Origin of the sequence: Moraxella sp. E33BD, assembly GCF_041807865.1 — a bacterium.
GTDB classification, from domain to species: domain Bacteria; phylum Pseudomonadota; class Gammaproteobacteria; order Pseudomonadales; family Moraxellaceae; genus Moraxella; species Moraxella haemolytica.
Map to the genome: position 1 here is coordinate 77,873 of NZ_JBGTZD010000011.1, position 13,563 is coordinate 91,435.

At 43.6% G+C, this 13,563-nt stretch carries 17 protein-coding genes; 7 read left to right on the top strand and 10 right to left on the bottom strand.

The features are described from left to right. Nucleotides 1-1,173: an acetyl-CoA C-acyltransferase FadA gene (gene fadA / locus ACERC6_RS08005; RefSeq protein ID WP_373628492.1), complete on the top strand. Its 1,173-nt coding sequence runs from the start codon at nucleotides 1-3 to the stop codon at nucleotides 1,171-1,173. 266 nt (nucleotides 1,174-1,439) lie between these two features. Then, entirely contained in the window at nucleotides 1,440-1,949 is a 510-nt protein-coding gene (locus ACERC6_RS08010) for a hypothetical protein (RefSeq protein ID WP_373628493.1), read from the top strand. Nucleotides 1,950-2,204: 255 nt separating this feature from the next. Here ACERC6_RS08010 and panF read toward each other — a convergent pair whose 3' ends face one another. After that, the gene (gene panF, locus ACERC6_RS08015) at nucleotides 2,205-3,629 is read right to left on the bottom strand and encodes a sodium/pantothenate symporter (protein WP_373628494.1); all 1,425 of its coding nucleotides are present in this window, start codon (nucleotides 3,627-3,629) and stop codon (nucleotides 2,205-2,207) included. Further along, a complete protein-coding gene (locus ACERC6_RS08020; RefSeq protein ID WP_373628495.1) occupies nucleotides 3,626-3,910 on the bottom strand; it encodes a YhdT family protein in 285 nt (94 codons plus the stop codon). Before ACERC6_RS08020 ends, panF begins: the two co-directional genes overlap by 4 nt. A gap of 158 nt (nucleotides 3,911-4,068) precedes the next feature. Between ACERC6_RS08020 and ACERC6_RS08025 the strand changes: the two genes are divergently transcribed. Both ACERC6_RS08025 and ACERC6_RS08030 read left to right on the top strand, forming a co-directional pair. Further along, nucleotides 4,069-4,605: a nitroreductase family protein gene (locus ACERC6_RS08025; protein ID WP_373628497.1), complete on the top strand. Its 537-nt coding sequence runs from the start codon at nucleotides 4,069-4,071 to the stop codon at nucleotides 4,603-4,605. Continuing rightward, on the top strand, nucleotides 4,557-4,787 hold the full coding sequence (locus ACERC6_RS08030; RefSeq protein ID WP_373628499.1) for a nitroreductase family protein: 231 nt from the start codon (nucleotides 4,557-4,559) through the stop codon (nucleotides 4,785-4,787). The genes ACERC6_RS08025 and ACERC6_RS08030 overlap by 49 nt, the downstream gene beginning before the upstream one ends. Before the next feature lie 128 nt (nucleotides 4,788-4,915). On the opposite strand, the gene ykgO is transcribed toward ACERC6_RS08030, so the two are convergent. The 7 genes from ykgO to hisIE form a co-directional block, all read right to left on the bottom strand. Beyond that, nucleotides 4,916-5,056: a type B 50S ribosomal protein L36 gene (gene ykgO, locus ACERC6_RS08035; RefSeq protein ID WP_284673755.1), complete on the bottom strand. Its 141-nt coding sequence runs from the start codon at nucleotides 5,054-5,056 to the stop codon at nucleotides 4,916-4,918. A gap of 108 nt (nucleotides 5,057-5,164) precedes the next feature. Next, entirely contained in the window at nucleotides 5,165-6,145 is a 981-nt protein-coding gene (locus ACERC6_RS08040; RefSeq protein WP_373628500.1) for a tRNA dihydrouridine synthase, read from the bottom strand. Between the two features lie 15 nt (nucleotides 6,146-6,160). After that, entirely contained in the window at nucleotides 6,161-7,648 is a 1,488-nt protein-coding gene (locus ACERC6_RS08045; RefSeq protein ID WP_373628525.1) for a UvrD-helicase domain-containing protein, read from the bottom strand. Between the two features lie 89 nt (nucleotides 7,649-7,737). Then, nucleotides 7,738-8,481, bottom strand: a complete 744-nt coding sequence (tatC, locus tag ACERC6_RS08050) for a twin-arginine translocase subunit TatC (RefSeq protein ID WP_373628526.1) — start codon at nucleotides 8,479-8,481, stop codon at nucleotides 7,738-7,740. Nucleotides 8,482-8,540: 59 nt separating this feature from the next. Next, entirely contained in the window at nucleotides 8,541-9,059 is a 519-nt protein-coding gene (gene tatB, locus ACERC6_RS08055; RefSeq protein ID WP_373628501.1) for a Sec-independent protein translocase protein TatB, read from the bottom strand. Between the two features lie 17 nt (nucleotides 9,060-9,076). After that, nucleotides 9,077-9,301, bottom strand: a complete 225-nt coding sequence (gene tatA / locus ACERC6_RS08060; protein ID WP_373628502.1) for a Sec-independent protein translocase subunit TatA — start codon at nucleotides 9,299-9,301, stop codon at nucleotides 9,077-9,079. Nucleotides 9,302-9,390: 89 nt separating this feature from the next. Beyond that, nucleotides 9,391-10,203, bottom strand: coding sequence for a bifunctional phosphoribosyl-AMP cyclohydrolase/phosphoribosyl-ATP diphosphatase HisIE (gene hisIE / locus ACERC6_RS08065; protein ID WP_373628504.1), 813 nt, complete (start codon nucleotides 10,201-10,203; stop codon nucleotides 9,391-9,393). 220 nt (nucleotides 10,204-10,423) lie between these two features. Between hisIE and rpmI the strand changes: the two genes are divergently transcribed. Both rpmI and rplT read left to right on the top strand, forming a co-directional pair. Then, a complete protein-coding gene (rpmI, locus tag ACERC6_RS08070) occupies nucleotides 10,424-10,621 on the top strand; it encodes a 50S ribosomal protein L35 (RefSeq protein ID WP_029102391.1) in 198 nt (65 codons plus the stop codon). Between the two features lie 14 nt (nucleotides 10,622-10,635). Further along, nucleotides 10,636-10,992 carry a 50S ribosomal protein L20 gene (rplT, locus tag ACERC6_RS08075; RefSeq protein ID WP_029102390.1) on the top strand — a complete coding sequence of 119 codons (357 nt, stop codon included), beginning with the start codon at nucleotides 10,636-10,638 and terminating at the stop codon, nucleotides 10,990-10,992. A gap of 179 nt (nucleotides 10,993-11,171) precedes the next feature. Here the strand turns inward: rplT and ACERC6_RS08080 are convergent, their stop codons facing one another. Next, on the bottom strand, nucleotides 11,172-12,191 hold the full coding sequence (locus tag ACERC6_RS08080; RefSeq protein WP_373628506.1) for a porin: 1,020 nt from the start codon (nucleotides 12,189-12,191) through the stop codon (nucleotides 11,172-11,174). Between the two features lie 337 nt (nucleotides 12,192-12,528). Here ACERC6_RS08080 and pheS point away from each other — a divergent pair, with 337 nt between their 5' ends. Next, on the top strand, nucleotides 12,529-13,557 hold the full coding sequence (gene pheS / locus ACERC6_RS08085; protein ID WP_373628507.1) for a phenylalanine--tRNA ligase subunit alpha: 1,029 nt from the start codon (nucleotides 12,529-12,531) through the stop codon (nucleotides 13,555-13,557). Nucleotides 13,558-13,563: the final 6 nt, after the last annotated feature.

Consider the following 13,563-nt stretch of genomic DNA (forward strand, 5'->3'; position numbering starts at 1 on the left):
ATGACAACTCTATCTCCAAAAGATGTGGTGATTGTTGATGGTGTACGCACCGCCATGGGCAAATCCAAAAATGGTATGTTTCGTCATGTACGAGCTGAAACCTTGTCAGCTGAGTTGATGAAGGCATTGATTAAAAGAAATAATCTGGACCCTAATGAGCTTGAAGATGTCATCTGGGGTTGTGTGAACCAAACCTTAGAACAAGGTTGGAATATCGCCCGCCATGCAAGTCTATTGGCAGGCATTCCTAAGCATGTATCAGCCCAGACTGTGAACCGTCTGTGTGGCTCGTCCATGCAAGCATTGCATACTGCCGCCGCTCAAATCATGACCAATCAAGGCGAGGTGTTCATCATCGGTGGGGTTGAGCATATGGGTCATGTGGCGATGATGCATGGTGTGGACTTAAACCCAAGCAGTTCAAAGCAAATCGCCAAAGCGTCAAACATGATGGGTCTGACCGCAGAGCTGTTGGGTCGCATGAATGGTATTAGCCGAGAAGAGCAAGACAAATTTGCTCTAAATTCGCACCTAAAAGCCGCCAAAGCCACCGCTGAAGGACGATTTGACCGTGAGATTGTGGGCGTGGAAGGGCATGATGAAGCAGGTAATTTGCAGTTATGTACAAAAGATGAGGTCATTCGTTTTGATGCCAGTTTAGAAAGTTTACAAAAACTACGACCTGTCTTTGACCCTGCCAATGGCACAGTAACGGCAGGTTCGGCATCGGCACTCTCAGATGGTGCGTCTGCCATGTTGGTGATGTCCGCCCAAAAGGCCAAAGCATTGGGATTAACCCCAAGAGCTCGCATTCGTGGCATGGCAGTGGCAGGCTGTGATGCTGCCATCATGGGCTATGGTCCTGTACCTGCCACCCAAAAAGCATTAAAGCGTGCAGGCGTGAATATCTCTGACATTCAGACGATTGAGCTCAATGAAGCCTTTGCCGCTCAGGGCCTATCGGTATTAAAAGGTTTGGATCTTTACGACCGCCAAGACATTGTCAATCATCATGGCGGTGCAATCGCTTTGGGGCATCCGCTTGGTTGTTCAGGTGCACGAATCACCACCACTTTATTAAATGTGATGGAACAGCAAGATACCGAGTTGGGGCTTGCAACGATGTGTATCGGTCTGGGTCAAGGTATCGCCACCATCATTGAGCGAGTATGATGATTTTGGCTTTCTTAAAATCCAAGCAGTCGCTTGGATTTTTTTATGAGCTTAAGTTTGGTGTTGCTGTCTATAAAGAGATGGTTTGTAAAAAATTATCAATCTATCATCTTAGGCTTAATGATTGGTGTATGCAAAAAAAGGAGCAATGGTGAAAAAAATCATACATGATTGTTTTATTTAGGATACAATTTGACGGACTTTCAAGTGCAATTCATGGTATGATAATACCAATTTTTTATGATACTTTTTTGAGGGGAGAAATGATGAAATTACGCAATGCCATGTTTAACACCATGTTCGCTGTTGCCTTGACAACAATGGGTATCTCTGCCCATGCCATGTTGCCTACGCCAAAAAACGCACAGCAGGCATCTGATGTCTTACAGATTGACCAAAGAGTGAATGCGTTCTTGGTTCGTCAAGATGCAACAGGAAAAGAAGTCTTGCAACCATTGACCGCAAGTGATAATGTAGCTCGTGGCGAGATTGTGGAATATCAAGGGCTATTCACCAACCAAGACACCAACCGTGTGCGTAGCATGATAGCGACACTAAACATTCCTGAGGGGGTGGAGCTTGTTGGTGCGGTTGAGCCTGCCATTGTGAAGGCAAGCACTGATGGTCAGCGTTTTGTTCATATGCCGATTCGTGCTAACATCAACGGACAGGTTCGAGAGTTACCACTGAGCTACTACAAGGCATTACGCTGGACGGTTGAGGATTTGGGTATTGGTGCGACAGCGGTCGTCAAATATCGTGTGCGTGTCAAATAACGCACGATTTGAACTGGCAATCTAAAATCTTGCCAATAGAGTCTTAAAGTTGGCGTTGTGATTAACCAAATCAAGATTGCAACGCCACTTGTATTTTTAGGTTAACAATTAACAGTAGTTTTAAGTTGAGCCAATCGTTTTTTGTCATCACTCAATAGTGGCTGATACTTTTTGATGAGTTGATGGACGATGAACCGACCGCCATGTTAGGCTATTGCCTTGATGACCAATCAATAGCCACCCAATTTTTTATCATTATTCTCCTAGTTTATTGCCCACCAAAAATGCCACAAGCCCAATAATGAGTGCAGGCACTACAGCGTGCAAATCCCAAAAGCTGATTTTAAAATAAGCAAAGATAATGTAGCAGGTCAGTCCTGATAGCATGGAGGCAATAGCTCCTATGGCATTGGCTTTTTTGTAATACAACCCAAAGACCAACACCCACAAGAAAGTCGCTTCAAGCCCACCAAAGGATAAAAGATTTAGCCAAATGAGCATATCGGGCGGATTGAACATGGCGACAGCTGCCAAAATCACGGTAAAGATGAGCGTCAGAAAAGTGGAATAGCGTTTGATTTTCGCTTCATGTTGCACCGCTTTAGGTCTGATAGATAAGTATAAATCCTTGATGAGTGTGCTTGATGACTGAATCAGCATGGAGTCAATTGATGACATGATTGCTGCCATGGGGGCTGCTAAAAACACCCCTGCCACAAAGGGTGGTAATACCGTCATCATGAGAGTTGGAATGACCTTGTCAGGTACATCAAGCTCTGGTATGACAGCCCGAGCCAACACCCCTGCTAGGTGCATACCTAAGACCAGTACACCCATGACCATCGTGCCAACCAATATCCCACGATGGAGCGAGCGACTGTCCTTATATGCCATTGCACGAATGGCGGTGTGAGGTAGCCCAATCAAACCAAAACACACAAGTACCCAAAACGAGAGCATAAAGGTCGCTGATAGTTTGTCATCAACGCCTGTGGGCATAAGCAGGCGTGGGTCAATGCTATGTAAGGTTGTCATGGCACTATCAATACCGCCTGTTGCCATCACTGTACCACCCAACAGTAGCACCGTACCAATCATCATCACCAGACCTTGCACGGTGTCAGTTAAGACCACCGCTCTAAATCCACCAATAAAGGTATAAAGCCCAATCACGAAGGCGAACACACCAATGGATAGTTCATAAGGTAGTCCTAGTGTGGCTTCCAAGAGACGACCTGCACCAATAAACTGTACCACCATCATGCCAAAGAATGCAAGCAATAAGGATAGGCAAGCCAGCCATACCACAACTTTGTTTTGGTAGCGAGCATAGAGTAGGTCGTTAATCGTGATACTGCCTGTCTTGCGAGCCAAGATGGCAAATTTTTTGCCTAGCGTGCCAAGAGTTAGCCATATCGCTGGGACTTGTATCATAGATAGTAGCACCCAGCCTAGACCATATTTATATGCTGCACCAGGTCCTCCAATGAATGAGCTTGCCGAGATGTAAGTCGCCACTGTCGTCATCGCCAGTACGAAACCACCCATAGAGCGAGAGCCAACATAGTACTCACTCAAAAATTCGCCTGATGAGCGTTTTTGATAAGCGTGCCACGCCACCGCAAAGACAAAAAACAAATACAGACCAAAAGGTATCAGAACATGAATGTTGATGTTCATACATGACCCCCTAAATCATTATCATCATTGAGTTTGTCATGACCTTCCAAATCCATCTCTTTATATACTGCCTTTAAGACAGCAAGGCTAATCAAGACAAATAAGATGGGCAGGACAATACAGCTTAGCTCAAACCATAATGGAAAACCTAAAAATCCTATGCCATCAGGCATGAAATAGCCAAAAACAACCCACCCAATAAGATATAAAAGGGTGAGATAAACTGACCATTTGGCTTCACGGTTTAGCTGGTGGGTTGGGGAGGGTGTGTGCTGTGGCATGGCAATGATTTGTCTGATAAATCAAGATGTTGGGGTTCATTTGAAAAAAGGTCGTTAGTGTACCATAAAATGTGATGGCAAATTGTAAAAAATTTGACTAGAATAGATGCAGTCTTAGAGCATCGTATTGATGTAAGCCTTATGATATTGGAGATAAGATGAGTCTGCATGATATTTTGACATATCGCCGTTCTGTTCGTGATTATTTGCCTGTGGATATTGACGATGCGATGGTTAAGCATTGCCTTGAGCTTGCCACCTTAGCACCCACCAGTTCAAATATGCAGTTGTATGAGTTTTATCACATTACAGATAAAGCCATGCTCGGTCAAATTGCCAAAGCCTGCTTATCACAAGGAGCAGCAACCACCGCCAATCAATTGGTGGTTTTTGTTATTCGTCCTGATTTGCACCGAGTACGAGCTAAGACGGTGTTTGATTTTGAAAAACAAAATATTCAAAACTACAGCCCTGTCGATAAAGTCGCCTCTAGGATTAAGCGGTTTGATACTTATTATAATCGCTTGATGCCACTGTTGTACAACCAAAGCCGATTTATCCAAAAGCTCGTGAGGCGCTGGCTCGTACGGTTGGTAAGTTTCGCCCCATTCAGTCGGAAATCTCGTTTGATGATATGCGTATCGTCATGCACAAAAGCTGTGGTCTTGTTGCTCAGACTTTCATGCTGGCGATGAGCGAGAAGGGCTTGGATACTTGTCCGATGGAAGGCTTTGATGGTCGTGTGATTAAGGAGCTACTAAACCTACCAAAAAGTAGCGAGATTAACATGGTGGTTTCTTGTGGTGTGCGGAGCGATAAGGGCGTTTGGGGAGATAGGTTTCGTGTGCCATTTGCTGAAGTTTATCACAAGATTTAGCTGAAGCGTAATCAATACTGCCGTCAAGGCGGTATTTTTTGTTAATGTTGTAAATATTGGTGTGGTTTTAAGGTTTATAAATACCGCTTGATATAAGCGGTATTTTAACTTACCTACCTAAGGGGCTGTTATTTTTTCTTTTTGCCACCTTGCACGGCTTTAAAGCGAGGATTTGATTTGCAAATCACAAAGGTGCGTCCACGACGACGGACGACTTGGCAGTCTTCGTGGCGATTTTTGGCGGATTTTAGTGAAGATAGCACTTGCATGATGTTTCCTTATAAATGTTATAACATAACTTACAAAAAGCATTATACGCCCATTTTCCTGCTTTGGCAAGAGCATATGGGCGGATTTTAATTTTGGGGGACGAGTAGTCAGTCAGATGTATTGCGACTTGTTGTTAGAGCGTCAATGATGGTGTCTTTATTTTTTAGGCGTTTGATGGTGTGCCACAGCGTTTCTGCTTCAAGATAGCCTTTGGTGAGCATGCCAAGCCATTGCTTATAGCGACCAATTAAGCCTGATTGATTGTCTGTGTCGTCATCTAAAAATTCAATTTGAGCGTCAACGAGTGCCTGCCAGCTTAGTTCAATGTTTTGATTATGAATCTGGGCAATCAAATCAGGACGAGTAACCGCACCACGACCAAGCATAAGATGGGGTGTATTAGAGCGAATCATACAGCGGTAAGCATCATCTGCTGTCCAAATCTCACCGTTGGCGATGATGGGTAAGTCTAAAGTGGTCAAAGGTTCAATAAGCTCCCAATAGGCAGGTGGTTTATATCCTTGTGTTTTGGTGCGGGCATGAATGGTTAGCCAGCTGGCACCAGCACTGCGGACGGCGTCGCCAATTTCTTTCATCTTGGAGGTGTCGGTATAGCCTAGCCGAATCTTGGCAGAAACAGGCGTAAAGGAAGGCGTGCTGTGGCGTACAGCATGGATGATGCGATGAATACTCTCTGGCTCATCTAGTAGCACCGCACCGCCTTTGTGGTTATTGACTGTCTTGGCAGGACAGCCAAAATTCAGGTCAATGGCGTGTGCCCCAAGTGAGATGGCGGTGGCAGCACTTTGGCTCATGGTGTCAGGGTTGTTGCCCAGTAGCTGTACATGAATGGGTGTGCCACTTGCTGTTTTGCCATCGGTGTGTAATTCTGGCACATATTTGTAGAACACATGAGCAGGCAAAGGATAATGCGTTACCCGAATGAACTCACTGACAGACCAGTCATAGGGTGTGCCAAGTCGTGTGGCGATGTCAGTTAATATCCGCCGCATGAGTGGGTCGGTCAGCCCTTCCATTGGTGCAAGTAGGCGAACAGGGTGGGTGAATAGGTGTGAAAATGTGTTCATGGGGGTCGGCTAAAATTATTTATAAATCAATTTTTTATCATCAAGTGCTAAACTTGCCATCAAATCACCAATATGGTGTATGTCTAGGACTTCTTTGGCACGAGTGCAGGCGACATACAGTAAGCGTAATTCTTCAGGAGAGATTTTGATGGTGTGGCGATTGATGTCGTACAAAAAATCATCGCTAATTTGTACACGAGACCATTCCAGCCCCTTTGCTTTGTGGGCGGTGGAAACCACATAATCTGCGTGGCTTTGGGTGGTTAGACTTTTAATGGCACTGGAGATTGTCTGTGTGCCATGCTCTTCGATGAGCTTTACCCAAGTTTTTAAATCAGACCCTTCGCCTGTCTCGCTAAATTCTTGCACTTCTCCCCAATGCTTAAAAAAAGCAAGCTCAGGCACGCCATAGGCAGATTTACCTGTTTTTAGGCTCTCGGCGGCATGACAAAACCGTAAAATTCGCTCACTATCAGCTTGTAGGGCGACTTTATGCCCTGCTTTTAGCCCTGTTAGTAAATGGCTGATAGCAGTGGCGTTGGTACGACACAAAATCGCATCTTTTTTCCCCTGAGCAAGCAGTTTGGCAATACGGCTTGAGATGGCAGGGTTGCCTTTTAGGGGGGTTTCTTCTTGTAGGGCGGTCAAAAATATATTGGCAACTTTGGCAATCTCATCACCAAAGCGAAACGATTGCGTTAGTAGGGTCTGTGGATAGGGTAGGCGTTTCATGGCATTTAATGCCCCACGCCATTCATAAATTTGTTGATGGGCATCGCCTACATAAATGGTTTGTTTGTCTTGGCGAATGAGTGCACCCATCATCAAGGGGTCTGCGTCTTGTGCTTCATCAAATAAAATAAAGTCAGCAGGAATGATGGGGTTAGATAGTGTCCATAGTTTTAGGTAAATGTCGTGTCCGATGCCTGACTGATGGCGTGGGTCAATAGATTGCAACCATCGCATTTCTAGGGCAGGGTATAGTAGCTCTTGCAAGTGTTCACCATCAGCTTGGCTTAGCCATGATGGTGGAGTGATGTGGCGTGGGGCAGGATAGGCACTCGATGTTTTACAAAAATTGGTCAAGCCTTCACTGACGATATTGGCAAGTTTGGCGGGGGTGAGCGTAACTGATTTGTTAACACCGTCTATCTTTCTTTCCACTTGAATGGCGGATAAATTTAGCTCGCTAGCCAGTCGGCTGGGCGTTAGGCGTGGTAGACTAACCTTGGCGGTTACATCACGATTAACATGGCGATAAGCAAGAGAGTGGAAGGTCTGGCAGCGTACATTTCTTGGGAATTTGCTCTGAGCTTCGTTGGCGATGGACTTGTTGAATGCTAGGTACAGCCCCCGACCATTCATGTGGTCGCTGATGAGTTTTAAGGTGGTGGTTTTACCTGCACCTGCATAGGCAACGATTTTGAATGATTGTCCTGTCATTGCCATCTGTAAGGCAGCAAGCTGCTCATCGGTGGGTGCGTAGGTGGTGGCTGAACTCATGGGCAGATTAACTGATGACAAAACCGCATCATTATAGCATAGTTTTGTAAGGTTGTCGGCTTGACTTATGATGTCAAGATTGACAAAGATTATGGCTTATCGTTTGCTTGAGAAATAGCGTCTTTAGGGGAGGGTTCTTTGACCAAAATCTTTGCCATCAATAGACCAAACTCAAACAGTAGGCACATTGGAATGGCAAGCATGAGCATACTTGCTCCATCAGGTGGTGTAACGATGGCAGCAATAAAAAAACAACCAACGATGATATAGCGTCGTTTATCCGCCAACGCTTTTGGGCTGATGATACGCATTAGCACCAATAGTAAGGTTGCCACAGGTATCTCAAACATCACTCCAAATACAGCAAAAAGCTTAATCACAAAATCAAGATAGCTTTGAATGTCTGTCATTGGTAGGACATTATCAGGTGCAAACATCACAAAAAATTTGAGTGCAGGAACAAGCACCACAAAATAAGCAAACGCCACACCCACATAAAATAGTATGATGGCAGATAATAGTAATGGTAAGGCGGCTCGTTTTTCGTGCTTATAAAGAGCAGGTGAAACAAAGCCCCAAATCTGTGCAAGAATAAACGGCACAGTCAAAAATAGCGACACAAAAAAGGTTAGTTTAATTGGTGCTAAAAACCCAGATGCGACATCAGTGGCGATGAGACTGGCTTCTTTGGGCAATAGAGCAACCAGTGGGTTTGAGATAAAATCATATAATTCTCGGCTAAATCCAATCAATGCCAAGAACACCACGATGACCGCCAAAAACATACGAATAAAGCGAGTCCGTAGCTCAGCAAAGTGTGCCATGAATGGCATATCGCCTTCATGACTGGGTGTGTGTTGCTTGGAGATGTTGATATCAGGGGTTAAATCGCTCACGCACCCCCCTGATGTAGCAGTTTATCTGCTTGATGATTGGGTAAAAAAGGCGGTGGTGGCAGACGGCGTTTTTTGTCATACTCGCCCAATAAGAACCAGCGGTTCACCATTGGCATATTAAATGCGGTTTCAAGTACTGCTGTTTTTTGGGCGTTGTGATGGTGGATTGGTGATTCATCATCATTTGTGCTTGTCTGCCAGCTTTCTAGAATGTGGTGTTTGTTGGTGTGAGCGGTTTGTTCGGTCTGATCTATGGTGCGTTGGAGCTTGACTACTTGCTGTTTCATTGCCGCTTCTGACTCTTTGATTTTGGCAAGCTCGGCTTTGAGTTCTTCTTGAACTTCTAAAAGCTGCATTTCGCTGACAAACTCACTTTGCAGGCGTGCTGACATACGGCGAAATTTGCCGTACCATTTGCCCAGTGTGCGTGCTGCCAATGGCAGTTTTTCAGGACCAAGCACGATGAGTGCAATGATGCCAAATAAAGTCAGCTCAAAAAAACCAAGATTTGCCACAAATAAATCCTAAGTGATCAGCTGTCGCTTGGCTTGTCGTTTTTGATTTCTTTGATTTCAGCGATGATGGGTTTATTGTCGCTGTCAGCAAGTTTAGGTTTGTCTTCATCTTTAACAGCATCCTTAAAACCTTTAACAGCAGAACCTAAATCTTTGCCTGCATTTTTAAGTTTGCTTGTGCCAAAGATTACCACCACTACCAATAATAAAATGATCCAATGCGTGATTGAAAAACTACCCATAACCCATCCTTAAAAGATTACTTTGTTGTTTTAAAAATAGTCTAACACAAAATTTTAATAAAATGATGAAAATTTAGCTCATTTGGCTGTTATGACTGTACTGTACGGCTATTTTTTTCATCAATGCCCGACAACCCAAAGCGTCTGCCAAGCTCATCTAGTACTGCCTGCCCTGATAAGCCCAAGTGGTGCAAGGCGACCAAACCATGAAACCAAGTGTCCGCCACTTCATAGACAAGCTCGGATGCTGCCTTGTCATCATCAACGCCTTGGGTGCGAACAAGTTGCAGTTCTTTGGCAGAGATGATGGATTCAGTTGCTTCTTCGCCTACTTTTTCTAGGATTTTGTTTAATCCTTTGTGGTATAAACTTGCCACATAAGAGCTGTCTTTGTCAGCAAGTTTTCTTTCTGCTAGGATATCATCTAGTTTTGCGATGATGTTATCTATGCAAAGAGTGGCCGTGGTGTTTTTGTTGTGAACATGGTCGGCTTGGTTGCTTGTTGAGCTGTGAGACCTACCATAAATCTCATCAGGATTTTTGATGACCTGATCCACGGTTATCCATCTGCCTTCAGTGGTATCTAGCTTGTCATAAAAGCATGAGCGACGCCCTGTATGGCATGCGATATCACCAATCTGCGTAATGATTAGCACGATGACATCTTTATCACAATCGGTGCGTATTTCATGAACAATTTGAGCATGACCTGAGCTTTCGCCTTTATGCCATAGCTGATTGCGAGAGCGAGAGTAGTACACTGCTTGCCCTGTTTGTGCGGTAAGTGTCAGTGCTTCACGGTTTTGCCATGCCAACATTAGAATTTGCCCTGTATCACGGTCTTGGGCAATGGCAGGAATCAGCCCATCGGCATTAAATCGTAGAGCGTTAAGATAGTTCATCATTATCTCCTATTTTGCGATATTTTAGCACACTATCTAATGATCTGACTAATCTAAATGAGATAAAACATCTGCTGGTTTGTATTATTTGTCATAGTCAAGTCTTGCAATTTATTTTGTTATCTTTTATAATGTTGCTCCCACCTTCCGTTATTTGTTTTGAACAAATTGACAAAAAGGTTCATCGGTTGGGCAACCAACCTTTAACAAAGAGGTTACCATGAAAGTAAAATTAAAAACCAAGCGTGGTGCAGCTAAGCGTTTTAAAAAAACCGCTAATGGTTTTAAGCGTAAGCAAGCCTTCAAACGCCACATCTTGACCAAAAAGTCTCCTAAGCGTATCCGCCAACTTCGTGGTTGCGTGATGGTTCATGTCGCTGATGTTCCATCAATCCGCCGTATGTGCCCATACATTTAATTTAGGAGAATATAATGGCTCGTGTAAAACGTGGTGTACAGGCTAACCGCCGTCATAAAAAAGTTCTGGCTCGTGCAAAAGGTTACTACGGTGCTCGCTCTCGTGTGTATCGTGTTGCTGTACAAGCTGTGATGAAAGCAGGTCAATACGCATACCGTGACCGCCGTAACAAAAAACGCTCTTTCCGCCGTCTGTGGATTGCTCGTATTAATGCAGGTGCTCGTCTAAATGGTTTGTCATACAGCCGTCTTATCAATGGTCTTAAAAAGGCAAGCATTGAGATTGACCGCCGTATTCTAGCAGACATCGCCATGCATGATGCAGCAGCATTCACTGCAATCTGCGAAAAAGCAAAATCTGCTTTGGCATAAGTCTAAGCATATATTTAGTTTCGACTAAATTTAAAAACCGCAATACTCCGTGTTGCGGTTTTTTATTTACCTGCGTTTTGAAAGTGGGTAGTTGCTTATTTGAATGATTGGTCTATAAACAAGCCCACTCAATGAGTGGGCTATTTTCTAACTTTACCTATGGAGATGATGGTAGGGTGTTAGAAGCGATATACTGCACCTAACTCAATACCTTTTTTATCAACTTTGGTTTTATTATATTCTTCTTTAGAAAAACCGACATTAGCAAAACCAAGTAGATTTTTGCTGACATCATAAGAGGCACCCACATTCAGACCAACTACCTCTCCATCACCATAACCTTTATAGTTATCGGTATAAGAGATCTCAGCCCAAGTGGTTACAGAGTCTTTGGGTTTGTAAGCTACACCAGTAAACAATGCAAGCTCGTTATCATTGCTATTGTAGTCGGTGTATTGAGCTGTGCCATGCACCGACCATTGGTCGTTAATTGTATATTCACCAGAACCAAGTAGTGAATTTAGGTCATTGCCTGCACGAGTATAAGCGACATTTAGTGAGGTTTTATCTTTAGTGTATTGAGCACCGACAATGACAAAATCACGATCAACTGATTTTTCCTCTCCATTTTTAAAAGTAATAAAAGAGCGAGAACCTTTTTTACCTTCATCCATGCCATAGTGTATGAATGCGGTAGTAGTGTCGCTGTTGAATTTTGGTGTAGTATATAAAAAGCTATTATTTACCCAGTTACCTGCATGGCCAGAAAATGGACCAATGCCTATCCCCCATAGCCATGCATTGCCTGTAACAAGATCATCGTCTTTTGAGATGGTGCGACCTGCTTGTAGACGGCCATAATCTGCATGGTTTAAGGCAATCCAACCTTGACGAGCAGAAAAGTTGGCACTAGTACTTTCAGCGACATCAACTCGATACTCTAAGCGATATTCTAGGTCAAGTTTATCTTTGAGCTTTTCTGAACCTTTAAAGCCGATACGAGAGTTACCTGTTGTAAACTTGGGTCGAGCCGAGTCTTTGGTGGTAATACCATTTTTGGTGGTTTCGGCACTTTCACTTGCAAAAGACATACGAATTTGACCATAGATGTCGGGGGCAGCAATGGCGACAGTAGAAAGTGTTGCAATGCTGGCTAGGGTGGCGACTTTGAGAGAAGTAGCTAAAACAGAATGTTTCATAGAAGTGTTTCCTTGTGGCTGATAATCCATGCACCATCAGTGACTTTAGTCCAAAAAGTGTAATAGTGCGACAGCAAAAATTTGCAATTCTACAATAAAGTATCAAAAATGCAATCTAAATATACAAATTTAAGACAATTATGTCAACAGGGTTTTGAAAAATTGTAAAATTTTTTTACATAAAATGATTTTTAAGAGTGGTTGTGCCCATTGGTATTTGTTGATTGGCAGAATAATTATTGTAACCAAAGCAAATCGCTTATTGATATTTGAAAATGAATTATTTACAATAAGTTGTTTATTTTTCTATAAAAAATCTGATAAAAGTTGTACATTTATGACCACAATACCCACCTTGAATCAGCCTTTAGCGAATCTTACAGAGCAGGATTTTGCTACATTTGGCGAATCGGCTTGCTCATTAATCCAGCACGCTCAAAGTGAAACAGAGCTGCAAGAACTTAAAGTTGCCTTGCAAGGCAAAAAAAGCGACATCACCACCTTGTCCAAGCAGATGGGTTCTTTAGATGCTGATGGCAAAAAAACCTACGGTGCATATTTGCATGAGTTACGCACCAAGATAACCGTAGCATTTGATGAGCGTGGACAGCTTTTGGCACAAAACGCCCTAAATGCTAAACTTGCCAGTGAGACAGTTGATGTCAGTTTGCCAGCACGAGGTGTGGCGATTGGTGGACTGCATCCCATTACGCAGGTAACCGAGCGTATGAAGCAGTTCTTTACTCAGGCAGGATTTAGCGTGGCGACAGGTCCTGAGGTGGAGAGTGATTATTATAACTTTGAGGCACTTAATATCCCAGATCATCACCCTGCTCGATCGATGCACGATACTTTTTATTTTGATGCCAATTATCTGCTGCGTACACATACTTCAGGTGTGCAGATTCGCACGATGGAGAAATCGGAGCCACCACTTCGCATCATCTGCCCTGGGCGTGTGTATCGCTCCGATAGCGACCAGACGCATTCACCAATGTTTCATCAGATGGAGGGCTTGATGATTTCTAAATCATCTAACTTTGCTGAGTTAAAAGGTGTGATTCATGAGTTTTTAAATGCTTTTTTTGGCAAACAGATGACCGTTCGTTTTCGCCCATCTTTCTTCCCATTTACCGAACCATCTGCTGAAGTGGATATCTTATCAGACAATGGCAAATGGCTAGAGGTTCTGGGCTGTGGTATGGTTCATCCACAGGTGCTGCGTAACTGTGGCATTGACCCTGACGAGTATACAGGATTTGCTTTTGGTCTTGGGATTGAACGCTTTGCCATGCTGTATTATGGTGTGAATGACTTGCGTTTATTTTTCCAAAATGACATCAGATTTTTAAAGCAATTCGCCTAAGAATTG